The sequence below is a fragment of the Pseudomonas persica genome (assembly GCF_900291015.1).
Lineage (GTDB): Bacteria > Pseudomonadota > Gammaproteobacteria > Pseudomonadales > Pseudomonadaceae > Aquipseudomonas.
In genome coordinates this window covers 94559-120408 of record NZ_OLKL01000010.1, presented here as the reverse complement: position 1 = coordinate 120408, position 25850 = coordinate 94559, and the positions used below count along the sequence as shown (strand labels likewise).

At 64.2% G+C, this 25850-nt stretch carries 24 protein-coding genes and 1 tRNA gene; 12 read left to right on the top strand and 13 right to left on the bottom strand.

Annotated elements, in window-relative coordinates; all coding sequences use genetic code 11:
- Positions 1 to 118: 118 nt before the first annotated feature.
- The 6 genes from FQ664_RS04275 to hemA all read right to left on the bottom strand — a co-directional run bounded on the left by FQ664_RS04275 (position 119) and on the right by hemA (position 5464).
- Positions 119 to 637, bottom strand: coding sequence for an acyloxyacyl hydrolase (locus tag FQ664_RS04275; protein ID WP_144170540.1), 519 nt, complete (start codon positions 635 to 637; stop codon positions 119 to 121).
- 101 nt (positions 638 to 738) lie between these two features.
- Complete coding sequence (gene murI, locus FQ664_RS04270; RefSeq protein ID WP_144170539.1) at positions 739 to 1536, bottom strand: glutamate racemase; 798 nt, start codon at positions 1534 to 1536, stop codon at positions 739 to 741.
- Entirely contained in the window at positions 1529 to 2284 is a 756-nt protein-coding gene (locus tag FQ664_RS04265; protein WP_144170538.1) for a molybdopterin-synthase adenylyltransferase MoeB, read from the bottom strand. The genes murI and FQ664_RS04265 overlap by 8 nt, the downstream gene beginning before the upstream one ends.
- Positions 2278 to 3108 (bottom strand): peptide chain release factor N(5)-glutamine methyltransferase, encoded by an 831-nt coding sequence (gene prmC, locus FQ664_RS04260; protein ID WP_144170537.1) that lies wholly within the window; start codon positions 3106 to 3108, stop codon positions 2278 to 2280. Before prmC ends, FQ664_RS04265 begins: the two co-directional genes overlap by 7 nt.
- Positions 3108 to 4190, bottom strand: a complete 1083-nt coding sequence (gene prfA / locus FQ664_RS04255; protein ID WP_144170536.1) for a peptide chain release factor 1 — start codon at positions 4188 to 4190, stop codon at positions 3108 to 3110. Before prfA ends, prmC begins: the two co-directional genes overlap by 1 nt.
- Positions 4187 to 5464, bottom strand: coding sequence for a glutamyl-tRNA reductase (hemA, locus tag FQ664_RS04250; RefSeq protein ID WP_144170535.1), 1278 nt, complete (start codon positions 5462 to 5464; stop codon positions 4187 to 4189). Before hemA ends, prfA begins: the two co-directional genes overlap by 4 nt.
- A 1052-nt stretch (positions 5465 to 6516) precedes the next feature.
- Between hemA and FQ664_RS04245 the strand changes: the two genes are divergently transcribed.
- From FQ664_RS04245 to FQ664_RS04200, 10 genes are all read left to right on the top strand, one after another.
- Positions 6517 to 8238 carry a tetratricopeptide repeat protein gene (locus tag FQ664_RS04245; RefSeq protein WP_144170534.1) on the top strand — a complete coding sequence of 574 codons (1722 nt, stop codon included), beginning with the start codon at positions 6517 to 6519 and terminating at the stop codon, positions 8236 to 8238.
- Positions 8239 to 8242: 4 nt separating this feature from the next.
- Positions 8243 to 8860, top strand: coding sequence for a lipoprotein insertase outer membrane protein LolB (lolB, locus tag FQ664_RS04240; RefSeq protein WP_085626905.1), 618 nt, complete (start codon positions 8243 to 8245; stop codon positions 8858 to 8860).
- 3 nt (positions 8861 to 8863) lie between these two features.
- Positions 8864 to 9724 carry a 4-(cytidine 5'-diphospho)-2-C-methyl-D-erythritol kinase gene (ispE, locus tag FQ664_RS04235; RefSeq protein ID WP_144170533.1) on the top strand — a complete coding sequence of 287 codons (861 nt, stop codon included), beginning with the start codon at positions 8864 to 8866 and terminating at the stop codon, positions 9722 to 9724.
- Positions 9725 to 9744: 20 nt separating this feature from the next.
- A tRNA-Gln gene (locus FQ664_RS04230) sits at positions 9745 to 9819 on the top strand.
- A gap of 47 nt (positions 9820 to 9866) precedes the next feature.
- Complete coding sequence (locus FQ664_RS04225) at positions 9867 to 10808, top strand: ribose-phosphate pyrophosphokinase (RefSeq protein WP_003247410.1); 942 nt, start codon at positions 9867 to 9869, stop codon at positions 10806 to 10808.
- Positions 10809 to 10929: 121 nt separating this feature from the next.
- The gene (locus tag FQ664_RS04220; RefSeq protein ID WP_144170532.1) at positions 10930 to 11523 is read left to right on the top strand and encodes a 50S ribosomal protein L25/general stress protein Ctc; all 594 of its coding nucleotides are present in this window, start codon (positions 10930 to 10932) and stop codon (positions 11521 to 11523) included.
- 79 nt (positions 11524 to 11602) lie between these two features.
- Positions 11603 to 12187, top strand: coding sequence for an aminoacyl-tRNA hydrolase (gene pth / locus FQ664_RS04215; RefSeq protein WP_144170531.1), 585 nt, complete (start codon positions 11603 to 11605; stop codon positions 12185 to 12187).
- Between the two features lie 24 nt (positions 12188 to 12211).
- Entirely contained in the window at positions 12212 to 13312 is a 1101-nt protein-coding gene (ychF, locus tag FQ664_RS04210; RefSeq protein WP_013970895.1) for a redox-regulated ATPase YchF, read from the top strand.
- 140 nt (positions 13313 to 13452) lie between these two features.
- On the top strand, positions 13453 to 13923 hold the full coding sequence (locus tag FQ664_RS04205; RefSeq protein WP_144170530.1) for an OsmC family protein: 471 nt from the start codon (positions 13453 to 13455) through the stop codon (positions 13921 to 13923).
- Positions 13924 to 14069: 146 nt separating this feature from the next.
- On the top strand, positions 14070 to 15782 hold the full coding sequence (locus FQ664_RS04200) for a SulP family inorganic anion transporter (RefSeq protein ID WP_144170529.1): 1713 nt from the start codon (positions 14070 to 14072) through the stop codon (positions 15780 to 15782).
- A gap of 89 nt (positions 15783 to 15871) precedes the next feature.
- Here FQ664_RS04200 and FQ664_RS04195 read toward each other — a convergent pair whose 3' ends face one another.
- From FQ664_RS04195 to ycaC, 7 genes are all read right to left on the bottom strand, one after another.
- The gene (locus FQ664_RS04195; protein WP_144170528.1) at positions 15872 to 16894 is read right to left on the bottom strand and encodes a DUF2955 domain-containing protein; all 1023 of its coding nucleotides are present in this window, start codon (positions 16892 to 16894) and stop codon (positions 15872 to 15874) included.
- Positions 16884 to 17981, bottom strand: coding sequence for an HlyD family secretion protein (locus FQ664_RS04190; protein ID WP_144170527.1), 1098 nt, complete (start codon positions 17979 to 17981; stop codon positions 16884 to 16886). Before FQ664_RS04190 ends, FQ664_RS04195 begins: the two co-directional genes overlap by 11 nt.
- Entirely contained in the window at positions 17978 to 19498 is a 1521-nt protein-coding gene (locus tag FQ664_RS04185; protein ID WP_144170526.1) for an efflux transporter outer membrane subunit, read from the bottom strand. The genes FQ664_RS04190 and FQ664_RS04185 overlap by 4 nt, the downstream gene beginning before the upstream one ends.
- A 13-nt stretch (positions 19499 to 19511) precedes the next feature.
- Complete coding sequence (locus tag FQ664_RS04180; protein WP_144170525.1) at positions 19512 to 20609, bottom strand: AI-2E family transporter; 1098 nt, start codon at positions 20607 to 20609, stop codon at positions 19512 to 19514.
- 38 nt (positions 20610 to 20647) lie between these two features.
- Entirely contained in the window at positions 20648 to 21844 is a 1197-nt protein-coding gene (locus FQ664_RS04175; protein WP_144170524.1) for a monovalent cation:proton antiporter-2 (CPA2) family protein, read from the bottom strand.
- Between the two features lie 36 nt (positions 21845 to 21880).
- Positions 21881 to 22699: a polyphosphate kinase 2 gene (gene ppk2, locus FQ664_RS04170; RefSeq protein WP_144170523.1), complete on the bottom strand. Its 819-nt coding sequence runs from the start codon at positions 22697 to 22699 to the stop codon at positions 21881 to 21883.
- Positions 22700 to 22930: 231 nt separating this feature from the next.
- Entirely contained in the window at positions 22931 to 23551 is a 621-nt protein-coding gene (ycaC, locus tag FQ664_RS04165) for an isochorismate family cysteine hydrolase YcaC (RefSeq protein ID WP_144170522.1), read from the bottom strand.
- A gap of 305 nt (positions 23552 to 23856) precedes the next feature.
- Here ycaC and FQ664_RS04160 point away from each other — a divergent pair, with 305 nt between their 5' ends.
- Together FQ664_RS04160 and FQ664_RS04155 are read left to right on the top strand one after the other, a co-directional pair.
- Positions 23857 to 24246, top strand: coding sequence for a YybH family protein (locus FQ664_RS04160; RefSeq protein WP_144170521.1), 390 nt, complete (start codon positions 23857 to 23859; stop codon positions 24244 to 24246).
- A gap of 96 nt (positions 24247 to 24342) precedes the next feature.
- Positions 24343 to 25842 carry a purine-cytosine permease family protein gene (locus tag FQ664_RS04155; protein ID WP_144170520.1) on the top strand — a complete coding sequence of 500 codons (1500 nt, stop codon included), beginning with the start codon at positions 24343 to 24345 and terminating at the stop codon, positions 25840 to 25842.
- Positions 25843 to 25850: the final 8 nt, after the last annotated feature.

Genomic DNA, 25850 nt, shown 5'->3' with positions numbered 1-25850 from the left:
TGATATCGGCACCGCCTTCTTCGCGGGTAAACCCGCTCCCACAGGTACATCACTGGACTCAAGGTGCAGGGAGTTCTGTGGGAGCGGGTTTACCCGCGAAGAGGCCGGCACAGGATGCTCAGAGCGCCATGCGGTAATGCAGGCTATAGCTCTCCACGCCATCGTTGGGCTGCTTGATGCCCGCGTTGGAATAGTGAATCGCCCGCACGCCAATCTCATGCCCACCGGCAAAGCGCAGACCAAAGCCGATGCGGTCCTCGAACTGGAACGCCGAGCCCAGTTCATTGTCTTCCAGTTCGGTGCTGGAAAACGCCGCCACGCCGATACCCGCCTCTATGTAGGGCTTCACCGACTCCCCGGCAAACTCGTAGACGAACACCGGTGCGAACGACAGGCTGTGGTTGCTCGCAGTCTCGTCCCCATCCCAATAGGTGTAGGCCCCATCCCAGTACCCCGTCAGGCGCCCGACGCTGGTCTGCCACCAGCTGGCCTGCCAATTCGATTGCAGCCCCAAGCGGTAGACCATGGTCGAGTCACCGGTCTGCCCCAGCGAAAACGAAACGTCGGCAGCCTGCGCCGACAGTGAGTGCCCCAGGGTGAAGACGGCAGCCGCCGCCAAGCCGAGCAGCTTCTTCATGAGCAACATCCTTCTTTGCTGTTATCAGTGTCTGCCTCATGTCAGGCAAGGCGGTAGAAAACGGCAGCGGTCCGATAGTTCAGCTGCTTTTCACGCTTTTTTCACAATGAAAAGCTTTGCACACTGTCGGACTTATGCCACAGCAAGGGTAGGATTTTTCTGAGAAATTGCGGATCGGCACTGGTCCAGAAACGGGTATCCCGGGCCGGCCCATCGGCCAGCAGGTCATTCGCGCCCAGCAGCCGCTGCAGTTGGCGTGCCACCGCGGCACCGGTGTCGATGATGGCCACGTCGGCTGGCACCATGCCGGCCAGCAACGGGCGCAGGAAGGGGTAATGGGTGCAGCCGAGGATCAGCGTGTCGCAGCCAGCAGCCAGCAACGGCTGCACATAACCTTGCAGTAACTGGCGCAGCGCCGGGCTGGCCAGGTCGCCGGTCTCGATCAGCTCGACCAGCCCCGGGCAAGGTTGGGTGATGACCTGTACGTCGTTGGCAAAGCGGTCGAGCAAGGCGGCGAACTTGGCGCTCTGCAGGGTACCGGTGGTGGCCAGCACTCCGACCACGCCGGAACGCGTAGCGGCGGCCGCGGGCTTCACCGCTGGCTCCATGCCCACCAGCGGCCAGGCCGGATACAACTCGCGCAGGTCGGCCACCGCCGCCACCGTGGCAGTATTGCAGGCCAGCACCATGGCCTTGGCGCCCTGCTCATGGAAGAACGCAGCAATGCGCCGGAGACGCTCACGGATATAGTCCGGCGACTTCTCGCCGTAGGGTATGTGGCCGCAATCGGCCACGTACAGCAGCGTCTCGTTGGGCAGCTGGCGCTGTATCTCGGCGAGCACCGACAAGCCGCCAACCCCGGAGTCCATCACGCCGACCGGCGCCGAACGCTCAGCCATCGCGCTTGCCGCAGACCGCACAGGCCGGGTCGCGCTTGACCCGCAATTCGCGGATACGGGTGCCGAGGGCGTCGATCAGCAGCAGGCGCCCGACCAGCGGCTCGCCAAACCCGGCCAGCAGCTTCATCGCCTCCAGCGCCTGCAGGCTGCCCACCAGGCCCACCAGCGGGCCGATCACGCCGGCTTCGCTGCAGGTCAGTTCGGCTTCGCTGCCATGGCCGTACAGGCAGTGGTAGCAAGGGCTGTAGTCACGGCGCGGGTCGAACACCGACAGTTGCCCTTCCAGGCGGATTGCCGCACCGCTGACCAGCGGTTTGCCAGCCGCGACACAGGCGGCGTTGACCGCCTCGCGGGTAGCGAAGTTGTCGGAGCAGTCCAGCACCAGGTCGACCGCCGCGACGGCGGCCGCCAGCGAGTCCTCGTCCAGCGCCTGGCGATGGGCGATCAGGCTGACTTCCGGGTTGATCGCCTGCAAGCGCTGCAAGGCCGAATCGACCTTGCTCATGCCGACGCTGGCACTGTCGTGGATTACCTGGCGTTGCAGGTTGGTCAGGTCGACAGTGTCGAAGTCGGCCAGGTGCAGCTCGCCCACCCCGGCGGCAGCCAGGTACAGGGCAACTGGCGAGCCGAGGCCACCGAGCCCGACGATCAGCGCCTTGCTCTGCTTGAGCCGCAGCTGGCCGTCGATGTCGATCTGGGCCAGCAATACCTGCCGGCTGTAACGCAACAGTTCCTGATCACTCAGCATGGCAGGCGCCCCAGGGTAATGCGTTCATGGCCGCCCAGATCCGTACGGCTGGCGACCTCGATGAAACCTTGTTCAGCCAGCAAGGCGCGCACCGCCGCTGCCTGATCGTAGCCGTGTTCCAGCAGCAACCAGCCACCCGGCACCAGGTGCGCGGGAGCCTGGACGGCGATTATGCGCAGGTCGTCCAGGCCATCGGCACCGGCCACCAGCGCGCTGCTGGGCTCGAAGCGCACATCACCGGCGACCAGGTGCGGGTCTGCGGCGGCGATGTACGGCGGGTTGCTGACAATCAGGTCGTAACGCTCGCCGGCCAGGCTGTCGAACCAGTGGCTGAGCCTTACCTGGGCGTTCGCCAGGCCCAGGCGCTGGCGGTTGCGCTCGGCCAGGGCGACGGCCTCCTCCACCCGGTCCACTGCGGTTACCTGCCAGGCCGGGCGATCGCTGGCCAGGGCCAGGGCAATTGCGCCGGTGCCGGTGCCCAGGTCAAGGACCTTGGCCGGCGTGGCAGGTTGCAACTCAAGAGCGGCTTCGACCAGCAACTCGGTATCCGGCCGCGGGATCAGGGTATGCGGCGCCACTTCCAGGTCAATCTTCCAGAAGCCCTGCTGCCCGAGAATGTAGGCGACCGGCTCGCCGCCACGGCGGCGCTGCAGGTAGCCAGCATAGATCTCGGCATCTTCGCTGCTGACGATTCGCTCGGGCCAGGTGTGCAGGTAGCTGCGCGACTTGCCGATGGCCGCGGCCAACAGCAGCTCGGCATCCAGCCGCTCGGTAGGCGATTCTGGCAACTGCGCGTTGCGCAGCAGGCTGGCGATGATGGTCATCAGTCCCCCAGGGCGGCCAGTTGATCGGCCTGGTATTCGGCCAGCAGCGGTTCGATCACCGCCTCCACGCCGCCGGCGAGGATGTCGTCCAGCGAGTACAGGGTCAGGTTGATACGGTGGTCGGTCACCCGGCCCTGTGGATAATTGTACGTGCGGATGCGCTCGGAACGGTCGCCAGAGCCGACCAGCAGTTTGCGCTCGGTGGCGATGGCGTTCTGCGCGGCGCTGGTCTGCATGTCGTTGAGCTTGGCCGACAGCCAGGACATGGCACGGGCACGGTTCTTGTGCTGCGAACGCTCTTCCTGGCACTCGACCACGATACCGGTGGGCAAGTGGGTGATACGGATCGCCGAGTCGGTCTTGTTGACGTGCTGGCCACCGGCACCGGATGCGCGATAGGTGTCCACGCGCAGGTCGGCCGGATTGATCTCGATGGCCGCCTGTTCGTCCGGCTCGGGCAGTACCGCTACGGTGCACGCGGAGGTGTGGATACGGCCCTGGGATTCGGTCTCGGGCACGCGCTGTACGCGGTGCGCGCCGGACTCGAACTTGAGCTTGCTGTACACGCTCTCACCCTCGACGCGGGCGATGATTTCCTTGTAGCCGCCGTGCTCGCCTTCGTTCTCGGAAAGGATTTCCAGACGCCAGCCACGCTTTTCGGCGTAACGCGAATACATGCGGAACAGGTCGCCGGAGAAGATTGCCGCCTCGTCGCCACCGGTGCCGGCGCGGATTTCGAGGAACACGTTGCGGCCGTCGTTGGGGTCCTTGGGCAACAGCATGCGTTGCAGTTGCGACTCCAGCGTCAGCAGTTGTTCCTTGGCTTCACGCACTTCTTCCACGGCCATTTCGCGCATGTCCGGGTCACTGTCCTTGAGCAGCGCCTGGGCACCTTCGAGGTCGTCCTGGACTTTGCGCCACTCTTTATAAGCAGCGTAGACCGGCTCGACTTCGGCGTACTCACGGGAGTAGGCGCGAAAGCGCGTCTGGTCGGAAATGACCTCGGCATCACCGAGCAGTGCGGTGAGTTCTTCGAAGCGATCCTGGAGGATTTCCAGTTTGTTCAGCAGCGACGCTTTCATTGCGGGGATTTGTCCGTCGAGCCCTCGTTGAGGGCAAAGAGTTCCTGGGCCATGGCCAGCGCATCGAGGCGGCCCTCAGCCGAGAGCCTTTTCAGTTGCACGCTGGGTGCGTGCAGGAGTTTGTTGGTCAGCCCCCGGGCCAGTTGGGCCAGTACCTCTTCGGGGTTGCCGCCGTTGGCCAGCAGGCGCTGGGCCTTTTGCAGTTCTTCGTCGCGCAGGCGCTCACTTTGCTGGCGATAGGCCTTGAGCACGTCCACCGCGGCCAGCTCGCGCAGGCGCAGCATGAAATCTTCGGCCCCCACCGACACCAGCTCTTCGGCGGCCTGAGCCGCGCCCTGGCGGCTCTTGAGGTTTTCCGCCACCACGTCGTGCAGGTCATCGACAGTGTACAGGTAGACGTCGTCCAGCTCGCCCACTTCGGTTTCGATATCGCGTGGTACGGCGATGTCGACCATGAAAATCGGCTTGTGTCGGCGCTGCTTCAGCGCGCTCTCGACCGCGCCCTTGCCGAGGATTGGCAGCTGGCTGGCGGTGGAGCTGATGACGATGTCGCTGTTGGCCAGTTCCTGGGGGATTTCGGCCAGCAGGACCGCGTGCGCACCGAACTGCTCGGCCAGGATACTGGCCCGCTCCAGGGTACGGTTGGCCACGACGATGCGGCGCACGCCCTGCTCATGCAGGTGGCGGGCGACCAGGGTGATGGTTTCGCCGGCGCCGATCAGCAGGGCCTGGCTGCGGCCCAGGTCGCTGAAGATCTGCTTGGCCAGGCTGACTGCGGCAAACGCCACCGACACCGGGTTTTCGCCGATGGCAGTGTCGGTGCGCACCTGCTTGGCGGCGCTGAAGGTGGCCTGGAACAGGCGCCCGAGCAGCGGGCCGACGGTGCCGGCCTCACGGGCCACGGCGTAGGCGGACTTCATCTGGCCGAGGATCTGCGGCTCGCCGAGCACCAGCGAGTCCAGGCCCGAGGCCACCCGCATCATGTGCTTCACCGCCTCGTGTTCTTCGTGCACGTAGGCGCTGGCGCGCAGCTCGTCCAGGCTGAGGCGGTGATAGTCGGCCAGCCATTGCAGCACGGCATCGACGGACAGGTGGTCCTGCTCGATATAGAGCTCGCTGCGGTTGCAGGTCGACAGGATCGCCGCTTCGCGGCTGGATGTCAGCCGGCAGAGCTGCTGCAGGGCGTCTACCAGCTGCTCTGGGGTAAACGCCACGCGCTCGCGTACGTCTACCGAGGCAGTCTTATGGTTGATACCGAGTGCAAGAAAGGCCATGCAAGGTCGCTGGTTGTGACGGGAAGCCGATAATTGTCCTCTTTCGCAGGTTTCAGGACAACCACCGTTCGCTATTGCGCTGATAGCGCTGCGGCTATCGTCGCCTCCAGGCCAGCATCAACGGCAATTTCAGCTCACTCCCCCGCTTTTGATCTGGCTTTTGATCTGGCTTTTGATCTTGATCTTGATCTTCGCGACTTCAGGAGGCCGAACGCAGGCCTTGCGGAGGGAGGTGACGGGCATGGATGCCCGTCAAGCGCTGGGCCCCAGGATGGGGCCTGCAGCGCGGTCCTCCCGGGAGCAAGGCCGGAGTGAGGGAACCCCGGAGCGAAGCGTAGGGGCAGGCCCATGGTTACTTTTTGTCGCGTTTGACAAAAAGTGACTCGCCGTAAGGGCGAAAAGGTGAGTCAGCGTCGCCATCGCAAACGGACTGTTCGCCATATCAAAACCATCGCTTAAGCTTTTTGGGCTTTTTGGGCTTTTTGGGCTTTTTGGGCTTTTTGGATGTGGGCATTCACATCGAGTAGACATTCATTCGCGATGGTGGCGCAAAGTCACCTTTCCGCCCTTACGGCGGGTCCCTTTTTGTCGTGGCAAAAAGGAACCAAAAACCGTCGGCTCCCATCATCCGGCCCCTACGCTTCGCTCCGGGGTCCCCTCGCTGCGGGCCTGCTCCCGGGAGTACGCGCTGCAGGCCCCATCCATGGGGCCTCAGCGCTTGACGGGCATCCATGCCCGTCACCTCCCTCCGCAGTCCCTTCGCTCGGCCTCCTGAAGTCGCAATCTGCGGCGCCCGAACTATTGCGCGCTTAGAAGCAAGAGCAAGAGCAAGAGCAAGAGCAAGAGCAAGAGCAAGAGCAAGAGCAAGAGCAAGAGCAAGAGCAAGAGCAAGAATTCTGTGTTCTGGACGCCGTGACAGGCTCTGTGGCGAACCACGCGGGCACCGCGCGGTCTGCATAAGCGAAGCGCAACCTCATACCTTCGCAGGTGGGTTTGCCCCCGCGCTTGTGTCATCATGCTCCGACCGCCGGTGAGTCTTCTTAAAGCCTTCTATGAACAAACCATACGCATTGCTGCTTGCCTTCGCCCTGCTCCAGGGCTGCCAGAGCCTGGCCCCGCAAAAGGCCGAGCCCCCCGTCGCCGAGGCCGGCAAGAGCGAGGCGGAAAAGCCCGTGGTGTATGGCTCGTTCAAGCAGGACACGCTCTATAGCCTGCTGGTGGCGGAGCTGGCCGGCCAGCGCAACCGCTTCGACATCGCCCTGGCCAACTACACCGACCAGGCCGCGAAAACCCAGGACCCTGGGGTTTCCGAGCGCGCGTACCGCATTGCCGAATACCTCGGCGCCGACGAACCGGCACTGGACAACGCGCTGGTCTGGGCCCGCAACGACCCGCAGAACCTCGACGCCCAGCGCGCCGCAGCCATCCAGCTGGCCCGCGCCGGTCGCTATGACGACTCCATGGCGTACATGGAAAAGGTCCTGCAGGGCCAAGGCGACACCCATTTCGACTTCCTCGCCCTGTCCGCCGCCGAAACCGACCAGAGCACCCGCGACGGCCTGTTGCAAAGCTTCGAGCGCCTGCTGGTGAAGTACCCGGACAACAGCCAGCTGGTATTCGGCAAGGCCCTGTTGCTGAACCAGGACGGCAAGGCCGAAGAAGCCTTGGAGCTGCTCGAGTCGCACCCGCCGCAAAACGGCGAAGTCGCCCCGGTCCTGCTGCGTGCGCGCCTGCTGCAGGCCCTGGACCGCGGCCCGGAAGCCCTGCCACTGCTGCGTGGGGCGATTCGCGACAACCCGGACGACAAGCGCCTGCGCCTGACCTACGCCCGCACCCTGGTCGAACAGGACCGCATCGCCGATGCCAAGGGCGAGTTCCTCAGCCTGGTCCAGCAATACCCCGAGGACGACGAGCTGCGCTATTCACTGGCCCTGGTGTGCCTGGAAAACAAGGACTGGGACGAAGCCGAGGGCTACCTGCAGGAACTGATCGAGCGCGACAGCAACGTCGACGCCGCACACCTGAACCTGGGCCGCATCCGCGAAGAGCGCCACGACCCCGCCGGCGCCCTGCGTGAATACGCCCTGGTCGGCCCGGGCCCCGACTACCTGCCGGCGCAACTGCGCCAGGCCGACATCCTGATCGCCAATGGCCGTGGTACCGAGGCCTCGCGCCTGCTCGCCGATGCCCGCGAAGCCCAGCCGGACTACGCCATCCAGTTGTTCCTGATCGAATCGGAAAGCTACAGCAACAACAACAAGGACGCCCAGGCCAGCCAGGTGCTGCAACAAGCCATCCTGCGCTACCCGGACGACCTCAACCTGCTGTACACCCGCGCCATGCTGGCCGAAAAGCGTGACGACTTGCCGCAGATGGAAAAAGACCTGCGTGCCATCCTCACCCGCGAGCCGGAAAACGCCATGGCCCTGAACGCCCTCGGCTACACCCTGGCCGACCGCACCACCCGCTACAGCGAAGCCAAGGCGCTGATCGACAAGGCTCACCAGCTGACCCCGGACGACCCGGCGGTACTCGACAGCCTGGGCTGGGTCAATTACCGCCTGGGCAACCTCGACGAGGCTGAAAGCTACCTGCGCAAGGCTTTTGCCAGCTTCCCCGACCACGAAGTGGCCGCCCACCTGGGCGAAGTGCTATGGGCCAACGGCAAGCGCCGCGAAGCCCGCCAGATCTGGGCCAAGGGCTTCGAAGCCCAGGCCGACAGCCCCATCCTGCGCAAGACCATCCTGCGCCTGACCGGATCCGAGACTCTTTAACACCATGTTCCTGCGCCATTGCATTACCTTCACCCTGATCGCCCTGCTGGCCGGCTGTGCCGGCTTCGGTAGCCGCGAGGCCCTGCAGGGCCACGGCGACCCGCAGCAGTGGCGTGCCCATAAAGAGCAGTTGAGCAGCCTCGATGGCTGGCAGATCAACGGCAAGGTCGGCATCCGCGCCCCGCGCGACTCCGGCAGCGGCACGCTGTTCTGGCTGCAACGCCAGGACTACTACGACATTCGCCTGGCCGGCCCGCTGGGCCGTGGCGCCGCACGCCTGACCGGCCGCCCCGGCAGCGTGGTACTGGAAGTGGCCAACCAGGGCCGCTACGAAGCCCCCAGCCCCGAAGCCCTGCTGGAAGAACAACTGGGCTGGCAGTTGCCGGTCTCGCACCTGGTCTGGTGGGTACGCGGCCTGCCCGCCCCCGACAGCAAGAGCAAGCTGACCCTGGACGGCGACAGCCGCCTGGCCAGCCTCGACCAGGATGGCTGGCAGGTGCAGTACCTGAGCTACACGGAGCAGAACGGCTACTGGCTGCCCGAGCGCCTGAAGCTGCACGGCAAGGACCTCGACGTCACCCTGGTGGTCAAGGACTGGCAGCCGCGCCAGCTGGGGCACTGATACATGCAGACCCTTACCCTGCCCGCCCCGGCCAAGCTCAACCTGTGGCTGCACATCATCGGCCGCCGCGCGGACGGCTATCACGAACTGGAAACCGTGTTCCAGTTCCTCGATCACGGCGACGAACTGAGCTTCGTCGTGCGTGACGACGGCGTGATCCACCTGCATACCGAGATCGAAGCGGTGCCACACGACAGCAACCTGATCGTGCGTGCCGCGCGCAAGTTGCAGGAGCAATCCGGCACTACGTTGGGCGCCGACATCTGGCTGAGCAAGGTGCTGCCGATGGGCGGCGGCATCGGTGGCGGCAGTTCGGATGCCGCCACTACCCTGTTGGCCCTCACCCACCTGTGGCAACTGGACTGGGACGAAGACCGCCTGGCCGCACTGGGCCTGAGCCTGGGCGCGGATGTACCGGTATTCGTGCGCGGCCACGCGGCATTCGCCCAGGGCGTGGGTGAACAGCTGACCCCGGTCGACCCGGAAGAGCCGTGGTATGTCGTGCTGGTGCCGCAAGTGTCTGTCAGCACAGTAGAAATTTTTTCACATCCACAGTTGACACGTGATTCACTCCCCCTTAAGATGCGCCCCGTTCCCGAGGGAAACAGTCGAAATGACTGCCAACCGGTGGTAGAGCAGAGTTACCCGGAAGTTCGCAATGCGTTGAATTCGCTGGGTAAATTCACTGAGGCTCGGCTAACCGGTACTGGAAGTTGTGTGTTTGGGGCCTTCCCAAGCAAAGCCGAAGCTGATAAAGTTCTGGCCCTTCTTTCAGCGACCCAAACAGGGTTTGTGGCGAAAGGAAGCAACGTTTCGATGTTGCATCGCAAGCTGCAAAGTCTGGTCAAGAAGTCGAGCGCATAAGCGTTCGCAGCAACAGATACAGGGGCGTCGCCAAGCGGTAAGGCAGCAGGTTTTGATCCTGCCATGCGTTGGTTCGAATCCAGCCGCCCCTGCCATTTTCCTTATACTCATCCAGGTTACCCTCAGCCTTCAGGTACTGCGCGTGTCCAAGATGATGGTCTTTACGGGGAATGCCAACCCCGATCTGGCTCGGCGTGTCGTACGTCAGCTGCATATCCCTCTCGGTGACGTCTCTGTCGGTAAGTTCTCCGACGGCGAGATCAGCACCGAGATCAATGAAAATGTCCGTGGTAAAGACGTCTTCATTATTCAGCCGACCTGTGCCCCGACCAACGATAACCTGATGGAACTGGTAGTGATGGCCGACGCCTTCCGCCGCTCCTCAGCATCTCGAATCACCGCCGTGATTCCTTACTTCGGATACGCCCGCCAGGACCGCCGTCCGCGTTCGGCACGTGTAGCCATCAGCGCCAAAGTCGTCGCTGACATGCTCACTGTCGTAGGTATCGACCGTGTACTCACCGTCGACCTGCACGCTGACCAGATCCAGGGTTTCTTCGATATCCCGGTCGACAACATCTACGGCTCGCCCGTACTGGTCGACGATATCGAAGACCAGCGTTTCGAGAACCTGATGATCGTCTCCCCGGACATCGGTGGTGTCGTGCGCGCACGTGCCGTCGCCAAGTCCCTGGGCGTCGACCTGGGTATCATCGACAAGCGCCGCGAGAAGGCTAACCACTCCGAGGTCATGCACATCATCGGCGACGTCGAAGGGCGCACCTGCATCCTGGTAGACGACATGGTCGACACCGCCGGCACCCTGTGCCACGCGGCCAAAGCCCTGAAAGAGCACGGCGCTGCCAAGGTTTATGCCTACTGCACGCACCCTGTCCTGTCGGGCCGTGCGATCGAGAACATCGAGAAGTCGGTACTGGACGAGCTGGTGGTGACCAACACCGTTCCGCTGTCCGCCGCTGCTCAAGCCTGTGACCGTATCCGCCAACTGGATATCGCACCGGTTGTCGCTGAAGCGGTCCGCCGCATCAGCAACGAAGAATCGATCAGCGCGATGTTCCGCTAAGCGGAACACACGCTGACGAAAAGCGCCCCGCCCCAACACTGGTTGTTGGGGCGGGGCTTTTTTGCCATCCCCGTTGGCGCTGGTCGCAAACGCCCTCGGGGGGCTATTTTGGAGAAACAAAATGACCGAATTCACTCTGAACGCCCAAGCGCGTACTGACCTGGGGAAAGGTGCGAGCCGCCGCCTGCGTCACTCCGCCAACATCCCAGCCGTTGTCTACGGTGGTAACCAGGACGCCCAGTCCCTGACCATCCTGGCCAAGGAAATCACCAAGCTGTTCGAAAACGAAGCTGCCTTCAGCCACGTGATCGAGCTGAACGTCGACGGCGTCAAGCAGAACGTCATCATCAAGGCCATGCAGCGCCACCCAGCCAAGCAGTTCATCATGCACGCCGACTTCGTTCGCGTCGTTGCTGGCCAGAAACTGACCGCCAAGGTACCGGTTCACTTCATCAACGAAGAAGCCCCGGCCAAGAAAGGCGGCGAGATCTCCCACGTAGAAGCCGAGATCGAAGTTTCCTGCGAAGCCAAAGACCTGCCTGAGTTCATCGAAGTCGACCTGGCCAACGCTGAAATCGGCACCATCATCCACCTGTCGGACCTGAAAGCTCCGAAAGGCGTAGAGTTCGTAGCTCTGGCCCACGGTGATGACAAAGCTGTTGCCAACGTTCACGCTCCACGCGTTGCTCCAGAAGCAGAAGGCGCTGCCGAGTAATCCACTCGCACGCCGGCGTTGATCGGGTTACAGTGCCGCGCGCCCTGTAACCCACCAACTCCAAGGAAGAGCCCCTGACGTGACCGCCATCCAGTTGATCGTCGGCCTGGGTAACCCCGGCCCCGAATACGAACAGACCCGGCATAACGCAGGGGCTCTTTTCGTTGAACGCCTTGCCAGCGCCCAGCGCGTCTCGTTGACCGCTGACCGCAAATATTTCGGCCTGACGGCTAAATTCAGCCATCAGGGCAACGACGTTCGTCTGCTCATCCCCACCACCTACATGAACCGCAGCGGCCAGTCCGTGGCGGCTTTGGCCAATTTCTTCCGCATCAAGCCGGAAGCGATCCTGGTGGCGCATGACGAACTCGACCTGCCCCCGGGCGTCGCCAAGCTCAAGCGCGGCGGTGGCCATGGTGGGCACAACGGCCTGCGCGACATCATCGCGCAGCTCGGCAACCAGAACGACTTCCACCGCCTGCGGCTTGGCATCGGCCACCCGGGCGACGCCAAACTGGTCTCCAACTTCGTCCTGGGCCGCGCGCCGCGCGCCGAGCAGGAGAAGCTCGACGCCAGCATCGATTTTGCCCTCGGCGTGCTGCCGGACGTGCTTGCCGGCGACTTCGCCAAGGCGATGCGCGAGCTGCACAGCCAGAAGGCCTGATTTCCTTTAGAGAGGGGAATACCCATGGGTTTCAATTGCGGCATCGTCGGCCTGCCCAACGTCGGCAAGTCCACCCTGTTCAACGCCCTGACCAAGTCTGGCATCGCGGCGGAGAACTTCCCCTTCTGCACCATCGAGCCAAACAGCGGCATCGTGCCAATGCCCGATGCGCGCCTGAATGCGCTGGCTGAAATCGTCAAGCCAAACCGCATCCTGCCAACCACCATGGAATTCGTCGACATCGCCGGCCTGGTGGCTGGTGCTTCGAAAGGCGAAGGCCTGGGCAACAAGTTCCTCGCCAACATCCGCGAGACCGACGCCATCGCCCACGTGGTGCGCTGCTTCGAAGACGAGAACGTGATCCACGTTTCCAACAGCGTCGACCCCAAGCGTGACATCGAGATCATCGACCTCGAACTGATCTTCGCCGACCTCGACAGCTGCGAGAAGCAGTTGCAGAAGGTTGCCCGCAACGCCAAGGGCGGCGACAAGGAAGCCCTGGCGCAGAAGGCCATTCTCGAGCAACTGATCCCGCACTTCACCGAAGGCAAGCCAGCGCGCAGCCTGATGAAGAACATGAGCGCCGAAGACAAGGCGGTCATCCGCGGCTTCCACCTGCTGACCAGCAAGCCGGTGATGTACATCGCCAACGTCGCTGAAGACGGCTTCGACAACAACCCGCACCTCGACGTGGTCAAGGCCATCGCCGAGGAAGAAGGCGCGGTGGTGGTGCCGGTGTGCAACAAGATCGAAGCGGAAATCGCCGAGCTGGAAGACGGTGAAGAGAAGGACATGTTCCTCGAGGCCCTGGGCCTGGAAGAGCCTGGCCTGAACCGCGTGATCCGCGCCGGTTACGAACTGCTGAACCTGCAAACCTACTTCACTGCCGGCGTGCAGGAAGTACGTGCCTGGACCGTACGCGTCGGTGCCACCGCACCACAAGCCGCTGGGGTGATCCACACCGACTTCGAAAAAGGCTTCATCCGCGCTGAAGTGGTAGCCTATGACGACTTCATCCAGTTCAAGGGTGAGAGCGGTGCCAAGGAAGCCGGCAAGTGGCGCCTGGAAGGCAAGGACTACATCGTTAAAGACGGCGATGTTATGCACTTCCGCTTCAACGTCTAAGCGGCAGCCTGCACTACCCACAAACCCCTTGAGGCCTGCGCCTCAAGGGGTTTTGTTTTTCCTGGCATTTGGCAAGCGGCACGTGCACCCTGCGGGAGCGGCGTTACCTGCCGTGCGGCGGATCAATCCAAGGAGGAACGATGAAAGAACACCAGTACGAGGTTCAGGTTACCTGGACCGGCAACAAGGGCGATGGTACCTCCAGCTACACCGCCTACAGCCGAGACTTCAGCGTCGAAGCACCAGGGAAAACGCCCTTCGCAGGCTCGGCAGACCCGGCATTTCGCGGTGACCCGCAGCGCTGGAATCCGGAAGATCTGCTGGTGGCATCACTGTCGGCATGTCACAAGCTCTGGTACCTGCACCTGTGCGCAGTGAACGAGGTGAATGTGCTGGCATATGTCGACAGGCCCTTGGGGCGCATGGTGGAAGGCGACACCCAGGGCAAAGGCCGCTTTACCCATGTGCTGCTGCGCCCGCAGGTGACTATCAGTGCCGACTCGGATCGTGAGATTGCCCTGCGTTTGCATGAGAATGCACACCATGAGTGCTTCATTGCCAACTCGGTGAATTTTCCGGTTGAGTGCGAAGCCGTGGTGACGGTCGTGTAGATGGCTCGGGGGCTGCTTTGCAGCCCTATCGCGACACAAGGCCGCTCCCACAGGGGAACGCATTGCCTGAGCGAAAGGGCCGCAAAGCGGCCCCTGATTTCCGCATCTAAGCTGTGATTCAGCACCCTCCCCTTGGAAGCCGCACCATGCCCGGAAAAACCCGCTTCGACTGGCAACGCTGGCTACCCGGCCTGGTCACCCTGCTCCACTACCAACCCGCCTGGCTACCCAAAGACATCGCCGCCGGCCTGGTGCTCACCACCATGCTGGTGCCGGTGGGCATCGCCTATGCCGAAGCGTCGGGCGTACCCGGCATCTACGGCCTGTACGCCACCATCATCCCGCTGCTGGCCTATGCCTTGTTCGGCCCCAGCCGCATCCTGGTGCTGGGCCCGGACTCGGCGCTGGCCGCGCCGATCCTGGCGGTAGTGGTGCAGTACGCCGCCAGCGACCCGCAGCGGGCGATCGCCATTGCCAGCATGATGGCTCTGGTCGCCGGAGCGTTCTGCGTGATCGCCGGTTTGCTGCGCCTGGGTTTCATCACCGAGTTGCTGTCCAAGCCGATCCGCTATGGCTACATGAACGGCATCGCCCTCACGGTGCTGATCAGCCAGTTGCCCAAACTGTTCGGCCTGTCGGTCGACAGCCAGGGCCCGCTGCGGGATACCTGGAACCTGATCCAGGCCTTGCTCGCCGGCCAGGGCCATTGGCCAAGCTTGGTGGTCGGTGGCGGTAGCCTGGCGTTGATCCTGCTGCTCAAGCCATTCAAACGCTTGCCGGGCATTCTCATTGCGGTGGTACTGGCCACGCTGGCGGTGAGCCTGCTGAGGCTCGACCAGCAAGGCGTGAAAGTGCTCGGTGAACTGCCCCAGGGGCTGCCCAGCCTGGTGTTCCCCTGGGTCAGCGATATCGACCTGGTGGAGGTGCTGCTCGGCGGCATCGCGGTGGCCCTGGTGTCATTCGCCGATACCAGTGTGTTGTCACGCACCTACGCCGCACGCATGAAGATGCCGGTCAACCCGAACCAGGAAATGTTCGGCCTGGGTGTGGCCAACCTAGCCACGGGGCTGTTCCAGGGCATCCCCATCAGCAGCAGCTCGTCACGCACCCCCGTGGCCGAAGCGGCCGGCTCGCAGACCCAGCTCACCGGCATCATCGGCGCGCTGGCGGTGACCCTGCTGCTGCTGGTGGCGCCCAACCTGATGCAATACCTGCCCAACAGCGCCCTGGCAGCGGTGGTGATTGCCGCGGCGCTGGGCCTGTTCGAGTTCGCCGACCTCAAGCGCATCTTCCGCATGCAGCAGTGGGAGTTCTGGCTGTCATTCTCCTGCTTCGTCGGCGTGGCGGTATTCGGGGCCATTCCCGGTATCGGCATTGCCGTGGCGATATCGGTGATCGAGTTTCTGTGGGACGGCTGGCGGCCGCACCATGCGGTGCTGGGCCGGGTGGATGGCACCCGGGGTTACCATGACGTACAGCGTTATCCACAGGCCCGGCGCATTCCGGGACTGGTGCTGCTGCGTTGGGACGCGCCGCTGTTCTTTGCCAATGCCGAGCAGTTCCAGAGCACAGTGATGGCGGCGGTGGATGCATCGCCTACCCCGGTACAACGCCTGGTGATTGCGGCGGAGCCGGTGACCAGCATCGATATCACCTCGGCGGACATGCTGGCCGAGCTGGACCGGGCGCTGGAGGCGCGGGGGGTGGAGTTGCAGTTTGCCGAGATGAAGGACCCGGTGAAGGACAAGATGCGCCAGTTCGAGTTGTTCGAGCATATGGGGGAGTCGGCGTTTCATCCCACTGTTGGGGCAGCGGTGGATGCCTACCTGGCAGAGAGTGGGGTTGACTGGAAGCCCTAGGTTTTCCTGGGCTGGCCTCTTCGCGGGTAAACCCGCTCCCACAAGGATTGCGTGATCACATGGGCAACGCGATACCTGTGGGAGCGGGTTTACCCGCGAAGAAGCCCCCGCCGTAGCCGAAGCCGGTCGATCCAGATCAGCATGGCACTGGCGTACACCGACACCGCCAGAAACAGCGCCATGCGCACGGCAAAGGCGCGGTACACATCCTGCCCTCCCGCGCTGTCCTGCACCGACTGCCCCAACAAAATCAGCATGGTCGTCAGGCAACTCACCCAGTACGCCGGGCTTTGCCTGGTATCCACCGCACGGTAGAGCCTGCGTCCTTGCCAAAGGACGAACAGCAGCACCCACAGGAAAAACATCCACAGGTGCACGAACAGGCTCAACGCGCCCCACATCAGTATCGCCAGCAACCCGGCAAGCAGGGTCGAGCCGATCAGCTCGCGGCTGGCATGCCGCGCGCGGGTTTCGCCGGCCTGCTGGCCGAGGCTCACCGCCTTCATGATCAGCGGCATGTACTGGTCCGGGGCGATCAGCGCCAGCAAAAAGGCCGGCATCACGATCAGCGTGGCCCGCAAAGCGACCCAGCTCACCTGGTCACTGTCGAGCAAAGGCGGCGCCGGTTGCGCCGGCGCATCGGCCGGTTCCGGAAACAGTACATGCGCCGCCGCCGTGCCCAGCACCGCCAGCAGCATGCCTTTGGCCAGCGCTTCGACCACCGACAGCGCCAAGGTGAAGTCGCTGGTGCCAGCGGCAGCGATCATGGTCAGGCCGATCACCAGCAAATTGGCCAGCAGGCCGTTGCCGCCCTTCAGCGCATAGCGCAAGGCCAGGAAAACCCCCACGCCCACCAGCAACACCCCACTCAGCGGGGCATGGCGCAGCAACGGAATCAGCAGCAGCCCGCTGCCGCAAGCAAGCAGCACCAGCACTGCCAGGGCCGGTGCGGCACGCAGGGGCAAGGGCTGGCTGCGCATGGCCAGCAACAGCACCGCGAACACCGGCGCCAGGATCGGCACCGGCAAGCCGATGCCGAAACTCACCGCCAGGCACAGCGCCACGCCCCACGCCAGGCGCAGGGCACGCAGGCGGCGCAGCTCAATAGGCATACGACAGCCAGCTCATCAGCCACATGAACAGCCGGCCCAGCAGGTTCAATGGGTTGCCCTCGCCGGGCAGGGCCATGACTTCGGCCTGGCCACCGACCCGCAAGCCGGTCTGGTCGTGCAACTGGTCACGCTCCAGTTCGACGATCACCGGGAAGCGCTGCGCCGAGCGCAACCACTCGCGGCTGTTCTGCACGGTCGGCAGCGTGCCCGGCGGGGTGCTCTGGCCCACGCTCACACCATAGCCGATGCTGCGAATGCGCCCCTTCAACACCGTGCCGGGCAGCGCATCGAGCACCACCAGCACCGGGGTGTCGGGGCGCAGGCGGCCGAGGTTGTTCTCGGTCATGTCGGCGCTTATCCACACGTCATGGATGGCAATCAGGGTCATCATCGGGCTGCCGGCGCCGACATAGTGGCCAACGTCGGTGCGCAGGTCGGTAATCAGCCCGTTCGCGTCGGCGCGTACCACGGTGCGCGCCAGGTCCAGGCGGGCTTTTTCCACATTGGCTGCCGCGCTGCGCAACTGGGCGTTGTCGTCCTGCGCGCCGCCCTGCTGCTCACGGGCCCGCTCCACTTCGGCACGGGCTGCCGCCACTTGGCTGATGGCCTGGTCGCGGGTGGCCTGAGCGCCCTCCAGGCGGCGCACCGACACCGTGCCGGGGTCTTCATCGATCAAGCGCTTGAGCCGCTCGGCGTCCTGCCGCGCCTTGCGCTCGTTGGCCTGGGCCGCCACCAATGCCGCCTGGGCCGAGTCGATGCCTGCGGTGTGGGCGCCGATCTGCCGGCGTACCGTGTCCAGGTCGGCTTCGGCGCGGGCCAGGGCGATGCGGTACTGCGCCTGGTCCAGCTCGAACAGCACATCGCCCTGGCGCACTTCCTGGTTGTTGCCCACCGCCACACGCTTCACCTGCCCGGCCACCTCGGCACTCACCGGCACCACGTAGGCCTGCAGGCGGGCCTGCTGGGTGTAGGGCGTGAAGCGGTCGGCCAGCAGGTACCACAGCAGGCTCACGGCAATCAGCAGCAGCACCCAGCGCATGCCGCGATCGGGGGCTGGCGGGGATGGTGTTGGCGTGACGTCGCTCATTTTGGTTCACCTTGTGCATGTGCGCTGGGGGCTGGCTCGTCGAGCAGTTCGCCCCAGTCGGTGCGTTGCTGCATCTGTTGGCGCGTGGCCGGGTCGATCGGTGCGCGGCTGGCGTCCCAGCCACCACCCAGGGCCTTGTACAGCGTCACCAGGCTGCTGACGGCATTGCCGCGGCTGACCAGGTAGCCGTCCTGTTGCTGCAGCAGCAGTTGTTGGGCGTCGAGCACGCGCTGGAAGTCGGCAAAGCCTTCGCGGTATTGCGAGCTGGCCAGGTTCAGCGAGCGCTGCGCGGCCTGCGAGGCCTGGTCGCGAATGCTTGCACTCTGCAGCGAGCGTACCAGCCCGCTGGCGGCATCGTCGGCCTCGCGGGCGGCTTCGCGCACGCCCTGGTGATACAGTTCGATCAGCTGCTGCAAGCGGGCATCTTCCACGCGCACGGCGTTCTTGCGCCGGCCGTAGTCGAACGGGTTCCAGATCAGGCTGGGCCCGGCGGCGATGTCGAAGGTATCGGGCAGGTGATTGGCCGTGACGAAGCTCCAGCCAATGCTGCCCAGCAGGCTCAGCTGCGGATAAAGATCAGCCTCGGCCACCCCGACCAGCGCCGACTGCGCCGCCACCGCCTGCTCGGCGGCGCGGATGTCCGGGCGGCGCTGCAGCAGGTTGGCGGGTACGTCCTGCAGCACGGCACGGTCCGGCAACGGCAGCTGGCCGTGGCCTGCATCCAGCTGCGGCAGCGGCCCTGGTGGCCTGCCGAGCAGCGAGCACAGCACGTTGCGCAGGGCATTGAGCTGGTTCTGGAACTCGGGGATGGTGGCCTGGGTAGCCAGGTACTGGGTACGCGCCTGTTGCCAGTCGAGTTCGTCGTTTTCACCATGACGGAACAGCCGTTCGGTTATCTCCAGGCTGCGCGCCTGGCGGCGGGCGTTTTCTTCGGCGATATCCAGCCGCGCCTCGGCGGTGCGCAGGGCAAAGTAGGTGTCGGCCACCTGCGCACGCAACAGCAGCGTGACATCGGCGTAATTGGCCTGGGAGGCGAAGTAGACGGCGTCGGCGCTTTCGATGGCGCGGCTGAAGCGCCCCCAGAAGTCGATTTCCCAGCCAATATCGAAGCCCGCGCTGGATTGCCAGAACACCGAGTCGCGAGCGCTGGCGGTGCCGGACTGGTCCTGTTTCAGGTACAGGCTCTGGGCGCGCAGTTGCTGCAGCTGTGGATAACGCCCGGTCTGCACGATGGCCAGCTGGGCGCGGGCTTCGGCAATACGCAAGCCCGCCGCGCGCAGGTTGCTGTTGTTGGCATCGGCCTCGGCGATCAAGGCATCCAGGACCGGGTCGGCGAACACGGCCCACCACTGGCGCAGGTCGGGCGCAGCGGCCTGCCGTCCGGCCTGCTCCAGCAGCGGGGTGTTCCAGGTGCTCAGCCACGGGTCTTGCGGCGGCTGGAAATCCGGGCCGACCTGGGTACAGCCCAGCAACGTGGCAGCCAGGCTCAGTGCACATCCATAGAAGCGTCCGGGCATGGCAGGCCTTGGCTTACGCCGATGGCTCGACGGGGTTTTCCGGCACCTGCAGTGCCACCCACTGCCAGAACAGCACATAGGTGACGGCAAGGATCACCGGGCCGATGAACAGGCCGATGATGCCTTTGACCACCATGCCGCCCAGCGCCCCGATCAGCACCACCGGCATCGGCACGTCCACCCCGCGCCCCAGCAACAGCGGCTTGAGCACGTTGTCGGCAAGCCCGGCGACAAAGCTGTAGATGGCGAAGATGATGGTCGCCACGGTAAAGCCTTCGACGTTGAATACGTAGATGATCACCGGCACCGTGATCAACGTGGCCGGTGCCTGGGCAATCCCCAGCATGAGGATGACAATGGCCAGCATCCCGGCCCCCGGTACCCCTTTGATGACGAAGCCGACACCGATCAGCAGCATCTGGATGAAGGCAATGCCGATCACGCCCTGGGCCACCGCGCGAATGGTCGCGGTGCACAGCTTGGCCAGGGGCTTGCCACGCTCCTCGCCCGACACCCGCATGGCGATGCGCTGCGCCGCGATTTCGCCGCGGTCACCGAACGCCATGATGATGCCCGAGACGATGATCGCCGCGATGAACAACAGAAACGCCCCCCCTGCGCTGGCTGCTGCCCCCAGCACCGTGCGCCCGGCGCCCTTGAGCTGGGGCATCCACTGGTTCAGCACACCGGCCATGTTTTCCGAGGCGGCCAGCCACAGGGCATGCACCTTTGGCCCGATCAGCGGCCAGGCCGCCACCGACTCAGGAGGTGCCGGCACGCTCCAGGCCCCGCTCTTGAGCAGCGTCACCAGGCTGTCCACCGACTCGCCGATGGACATCACCACCAGGTAGACCGGCACCAGCAGCACGACCAGTACCAGCAGAACCACCAGCGTCGCCGAAAGCCCGTCCTTGAGCCCTGTGCGGCGCTGGATGAGGCAATGCAACGGGTACAAGGTCACCGCCAGGATTACCGACCACAGCATCAGCTCCAGGAACGGCTGGAACGTCTGGAAGGCGAACATCACCAGCGCAGCCACCAGGCCGGCCTTGATGAGCACATCGAGCAAGCCCCGCGACAGGCTGCTGTCCAGCTTGATACCCGGTTGCATGCATCACCTCCAAACTCAGGTACGCCATGTGGCGCAATTCAGTGGCCCGTTTCAGGGCTTGCCTGGGCTGGGCTGTCGTCACGCAACTGCCGCGCCAGGGCCATCATTACCAAGGGCACCACCGCCATCGACAAGGTGATGGCCAGCACCAGCAGGTCATGTACCTGCTGCGCCAGCACCTGATGGTCGAGCGCCAGCTTGAACACCACGAAGGCAAACTCGCCGCCGGACGCCAGCACCACCCCCAGGCACAGTGCCTGGGGGTGGTTGAGCCCGCCGGCCGCGCGCCCCAAGGCATACAGCAGCGGCAGCTTGACCGCCACCAACAGCAGCGTCAGCCCCAGCACCCGCAGCGGCAGGTCGAACAGCAGGCGAAGGTCGGCGCTCATGCCTACGCCAACGAAGAACAATCCCAGTAGCAGGCCCTTGATCGGTTCGATCTGGGTTTCCAGTTCGTGGCGAAATGGCGATTCGGCCATCAGCACGCCCGCCAGGAATGCCCCCAGCGCCATGGACACGCCCACGTGCTCCATCACCCAGGCGGTGCCCAGCACCACCAGCAAGGCGGTCGCGGTTGACAGCTCGGGCAAGCCCGAGCCGACCGTCCATTTGAAGACAGGGGTCAACAGGTAGCGGCCAAAGACAATCAGCACCCCGATACCCGCTATCACCGCCAGCACCGGCCAGGCGCCTTCGTCGGCGGTGCTGACACTGCCGCCCAATAGCGGCACCACGGCAATCAGCGGGATTGCGGCAATATCCTGGAACAACAGGATGGCCACGGCCAGGCGGCCGTGCGGCTTGCCCAGGTCCTTGCGCTCGGCCAGTACCTGCAGGCCGAATGCGGTGGACGACAGCGCCAGGCCCAGGCCCAGCACGATGGCCGCCGGCTTCGACTGGTCGAACAGCCAGTACGCCAGCAGGCCAAGCACCACGCTGCTCAAGCCCACTTGTAGCGAACCGACGCCAAACAGCGCCCGGCGCATGGTCCACAAGCGCCGCGGCGACAACTCCAGGCCGATGACGAACAACAGCATCACCACGCCCATCTCCGACAGGCGCGCCACGTTGTCCGGGTTGTTCAGCAGGCCCAGCACCGAGGGGCCGATCAGCATGCCGGCCAACAGGTAGCCCGGCACCGCGCCCATTTTCAAACGCTGCGCCAGCGGGACCAGAAGCACCACAGCCAGCAGGAACACCACCGTCGCCTGCAACAGGCTGCCATCATGTGGCATAAGCTCACACCCTCGCTGCTCCCCGCAGGGAGGAGATCAGAAACGTTCGTCAACAACCTTGAACGGGTAGGCCACGGCCTGGTACTTGCCGATCTTGCCGCGCCCGGGCAGCTTCACCACTTGGTCGCGGGTAATGTCCTTGTAGGGGATGCGGCTGAGCAGATGGCTGATGATGTTCAGCCGGGCACGGCGCTTGTCGTTGGAATGGGCCATGAACCACGGTGCCCAGGATGAGTCGGAGGCAGCGAACATGTCGTCGCGGGCGCGAGTGTACTCATCCCAGCGGGTGTACGACTTGAGGTCCATCGGCGACAGTTTCCACAGCTTGCGGCCATCCTTGATGCGGTCCTGCAGGCGGCGGGTCTGCTCTTCGGCGCTGACCTCCAGCCAGTACTTGATGAGGATGATCCCCGACTCGACCATCAACTTTTCGAACAGCGGCACCACAGTGAGGAACTTGCTGCTCTGCTCTTCAGTGCAGAAGCCCATCACCCGCTCGACGCCGGCGCGGTTGTACCAGCTGCGGTCGAAGATCACTACCTCGCCCGCGGCAGGCAAGTGGCCCAGGTAGCGTTGTACGTACATCTGGGTCTTTTCCCGCTCGGTCGGTGCCGGCAGTGCCACCACGCGGAATACTCGTGGGCTGACGCGCTCGGTAATGGCCTTGATGGTGCCGCCCTTGCCGGCACCATCGCGGCCCTCGAAGACAATGCACACCTTCAGGCCCTTGGCCACCACCCACTCCTGCAGCTTCACCAGTTCCACATGCAGGTGCTTGAGTTCCTTCTCATAAGCCTTGCCGCCCAGTTTTTCCGGCTGGTTCTTGGGGTCTTTCTTCCTGGACGACTTCGACATGGCACTCTCCTGAGGCGATTGAAGAGTGAGTATGGTCGATCCATGGCAGTTTGCCGCATCGCTTGCTGTTTTCGCAGGCGCTGTCTCTATTTCTTTGATTTTAATGAGTATTGTTGGGTGTTCTGCTGAGCGTGCGGGAGCGGGTTTAGCCGCGAAGACAGTCATTGAAGCCACCGACGCATTCGCGGGTGAACCCGCTCCCACAGGCTATGCGGCGCCCTTGAGGCCGAGTTATTTGGCCAGCTTGTTGTAGCTGGTCATCAGGTTGCGGTAGTCCGGAATATGGTTGGAGAACAGGGTACCCAGCCCTTCGATGTCATTGCGCCAGTCGCGGTGCAGCTCACAGGCCACGCCGAACCAGGTCATCAGCTGCGCCCCGGCCGCCTCCATGCGCCGCCAGGCCGAGTCACGGGTCAGTTCGTTGAAGGTGCCGGAGGCATCGGTGACGACGAATACCTCGAAGCCCTCCTCCAGCGCCGACAGTGCCGGAAAGGCCACGCACACTTCAGTCACCACACCGGCGATCAGCAGTTGCTGCTTGCCGGTGGCTTTGACGGCCTTGACGAAGTCCTCGTTATCCCAGGCGTTGATGTTGCCGGGGCGGGCGATGTACGGGGCGTCGGGGAACTGTTCTTTCAGTTCGGGCACCAGTGGGCCGTTGGGGCCAGTCTCGAAACTGGTGGTGAGAATGGTCGGCAGCTTGAAGTACTTGGCCAGGTCCGACAGGGCCAGAACGTTGTTCTTGAAGCGGTCGGGGTCGATGTCCCTTACCAGCGAGAGCAGGCCGGTCTGGTGGTCGACCAGCAGCACGGCGGCGTTGTTCTTGTCCAGACGCTTGTATTGGAAGGCCATGACAGATCTCCTTGCTGTAGCGGGTTGGGAATATCAGCGTAGGCAAGGATGAGGGCTGGAGGAGGCCGTCAGTCAGATCGCAGCCCTTTGGGCGGCGCTGTCGTCTAGAGAACTGAGTTCGTAAGCAGTCCGCTCCCACAGGGTCCCTGCCAAGACCTTGATCCACGCATCCCACGAGGGCAAAGAAAGCGCAGCCATCACTTCACAAATTCCTGAACTGATTATTTGCCCGCAGCGATTTTTCCCCTCGCCAACCGCCACCAGAATCGCTTCACCACAATCACAAGAACCGTGAGGCCACTCCCGTGGACCAGACACTCCAGGTACGGCAAGCCGCCGCCGACCTCGTTGCCGCGTTCGCCAGCAACGACACCGCCCGCTATTTCGCCTGCTTCAGCGAAGACGCCAGCTTCCTTTTCCACACCCTGCCGCAACCGCTGCTGTCGCGCCGTGCCTACGAACAACTCTGGGCCCTGTGGCAGGCCGACGGTTTTGCCGTGCTCGCCTGCGAATCAGGCAATGCCCAGGTGAGCCTGCAAGGCGACGTGGCGATCTTCATGCACGATGTGGCCACGCACATCCGTATTGCCGGCGCAGAACACCAGTTGAGCGAGCGCGAGACCATCATCTTCCGCCGCCACGGCGAACAGTGGCTGGCCTGCCACGAGCACCTGTCGGTCGTTTCACCGGCCTGATCAACTTTTTTCACGCGGCCCTGCCGCCCTGCCATCGCCCCCACAAGAAGGCCCGCGCACTGCGCCGGCCCACAACAACCGCGCTGGAGCATCACCATGAGCCACTCGACCGGTATCGAGACCAACGGCGTCGAACAGATCCCCGACGATCAACGCGACGCCTCCCCGCTGGACCTGTTCCGCCTGATCTTCGGCGGCGCCAATACCTTCGCCACGGCCGTGCTGGGCAGCTTCCCGGTGCTGTTCGGGCTGTCGTTCCAGGCCGGTATGTGGGCGATCCTGCTCGGCGTCGGCGTCGGCGCGCTGATCCTCGCGCCCATGGGCCTGTTCGGCGCGCTCAATGGCACCAATAACGCAGTGTCGTCGGGCGCGCACTTTGGCGTGCACGGGCGCATCGTCGGCTCGTTCCTGTCGCTGCTCACCGCGGTGGCGTTCTTCTCGCTGTCGGTGTGGAGTTCGGGCGACGCCCTGGTTGGCGGCGCCAAGCGCCTGGCTGGCCTGCCGGAAACCGACCTGACCCTGGGCCTGGCCTACGGCCTGTTCGCGGTGCTGGTACTGGTGGTGTGCATCTTCGGCTTCCGCTTCATGCTGTGGGTCAACAAAGTTGCCGTGTGGGCCTCAAGCCTGCTGTTCCTGCTGGGCATCGTTGCCTTTGCCGGGCCGTTCGATGCCGGTTACGCGGGCAGCGTCAACCTCGGCCAGGCGGGCTTCTGGGCAGCCTTCGTCGGCGCGGCGATCCTGGCCATGAGCAACCCGGTGTCGTTCGGTGCGTTCCTCGGCGACTGGTCGCGCTACATCCCGCGTGAAACACCCAAGGCGCGCATCATGCTGGCGGTGATCGCGGCCCAGGGCGCGACCCTGATCCCGTTCCTGTTCGGCCTGTGCACCGCCACCCTGGTGGCCACCCAGGCACCGGACTACATCGCCGCCAACAACTACGTCGGCGGCCTGCTGGCGGTGGCGCCAAGCTGGTTCTTCCTGCCGGTGTGCCTGATTGCGGTGATCGGTGGCATGTCCACCGGCACCACCGCGCTGTACGGCACCGGCCTGGACATGTCCAGCGTGTTCCCACGCCTGCTCAGCCGTGCCGGCGCCACACTGCTGATCGGTGTGCTGGCGATCGGCTTCATCTTCATCGGCCGCTTCACCTTCAACCTGGTGCAGAGCGTGTCGACCTTCGCCGTGCTGATCATCACCTGCACCAGCCCGTGGATGGTGATCATGATCCTCGGCCTGATCACCCGCCGCGGCTTCTACCATGCCGACGACCTGCAGGTGTTCACCCGCGGCCAGCGTGGCGGCCACTACTGGTTCCTGCATGGCTGGAACTGGCGCGGCATGGGGGCGTGGATCCCCAGCGCGGCGGTCGGCCTGTGCTTCGTCAACCTGCCAGGGCAGTTCGTCGGCCCGTTGGGCGACCTGGCCGGTGGCATCGACCTGAGCCTGCCGGTCACCTTGGGGCTGGCCGGCGCGCTGTACCTGCTGCTGCTCAACCTGTTCCCCGAACCTGCTGGCGTGTATGGCCCCCAGGGCCCGCGTTGGGTGCGTTGCAAAAGCGCCGCGCACACGCCGGTAACCACTGCCGAAATGACCTGACTGGAAAC

Bases quoted from the DNA above. Each gene is read 5' to 3' on its own strand.
- FQ664_RS04275 (WP_144170540.1), bottom strand. From the start codon at position 637: ATGAAGAAGCTGCTCGGCTTGGCGGCGGCTGCCGTCTTCACCCTGGGG.
- murI (WP_144170539.1), bottom strand. From the start codon at position 1,536: ATGGCTGAGCGTTCGGCGCCGGTCGGCGTGATGGACTCCGGGGTTGGC.
- FQ664_RS04265 (WP_144170538.1), bottom strand. From the start codon at position 2,284: ATGCTGAGTGATCAGGAACTGTTGCGTTACAGCCGGCAGGTATTGCTG.
- prmC (WP_144170537.1), bottom strand. From the start codon at position 3,108: ATGACCATCATCGCCAGCCTGCTGCGCAACGCGCAGTTGCCAGAATCG.
- prfA (WP_144170536.1), bottom strand. From the start codon at position 4,190: ATGAAAGCGTCGCTGCTGAACAAACTGGAAATCCTCCAGGATCGCTTC.
- hemA (WP_144170535.1), bottom strand. From the start codon at position 5,464: ATGGCCTTTCTTGCACTCGGTATCAACCATAAGACTGCCTCGGTAGAC.
- FQ664_RS04245 (WP_144170534.1), top strand. From the start codon at position 6,517: ATGAACAAACCATACGCATTGCTGCTTGCCTTCGCCCTGCTCCAGGGC.
- lolB (WP_085626905.1), top strand. From the start codon at position 8,243: ATGTTCCTGCGCCATTGCATTACCTTCACCCTGATCGCCCTGCTGGCC.
- ispE (WP_144170533.1), top strand. From the start codon at position 8,864: ATGCAGACCCTTACCCTGCCCGCCCCGGCCAAGCTCAACCTGTGGCTG.
- FQ664_RS04220 (WP_144170532.1), top strand. From the start codon at position 10,930: ATGACCGAATTCACTCTGAACGCCCAAGCGCGTACTGACCTGGGGAAA.
- ychF (WP_013970895.1), top strand. From the start codon at position 12,212: ATGGGTTTCAATTGCGGCATCGTCGGCCTGCCCAACGTCGGCAAGTCC.
- FQ664_RS04205 (WP_144170530.1), top strand. From the start codon at position 13,453: ATGAAAGAACACCAGTACGAGGTTCAGGTTACCTGGACCGGCAACAAG.
- FQ664_RS04200 (WP_144170529.1), top strand. From the start codon at position 14,070: ATGCCCGGAAAAACCCGCTTCGACTGGCAACGCTGGCTACCCGGCCTG.
- FQ664_RS04195 (WP_144170528.1), bottom strand. From the start codon at position 16,894: ATGCCTATTGAGCTGCGCCGCCTGCGTGCCCTGCGCCTGGCGTGGGGC.
- FQ664_RS04190 (WP_144170527.1), bottom strand. From the start codon at position 17,981: ATGAGCGACGTCACGCCAACACCATCCCCGCCAGCCCCCGATCGCGGC.
- FQ664_RS04185 (WP_144170526.1), bottom strand. From the start codon at position 19,498: ATGCCCGGACGCTTCTATGGATGTGCACTGAGCCTGGCTGCCACGTTG.
- FQ664_RS04180 (WP_144170525.1), bottom strand. From the start codon at position 20,609: ATGCAACCGGGTATCAAGCTGGACAGCAGCCTGTCGCGGGGCTTGCTC.
- FQ664_RS04175 (WP_144170524.1), bottom strand. From the start codon at position 21,844: ATGCCACATGATGGCAGCCTGTTGCAGGCGACGGTGGTGTTCCTGCTG.
- ppk2 (WP_144170523.1), bottom strand. From the start codon at position 22,699: ATGTCGAAGTCGTCCAGGAAGAAAGACCCCAAGAACCAGCCGGAAAAA.
- ycaC (WP_144170522.1), bottom strand. From the start codon at position 23,551: ATGGCCTTCCAATACAAGCGTCTGGACAAGAACAACGCCGCCGTGCTG.
- FQ664_RS04155 (WP_144170520.1), top strand. From the start codon at position 24,343: ATGAGCCACTCGACCGGTATCGAGACCAACGGCGTCGAACAGATCCCC.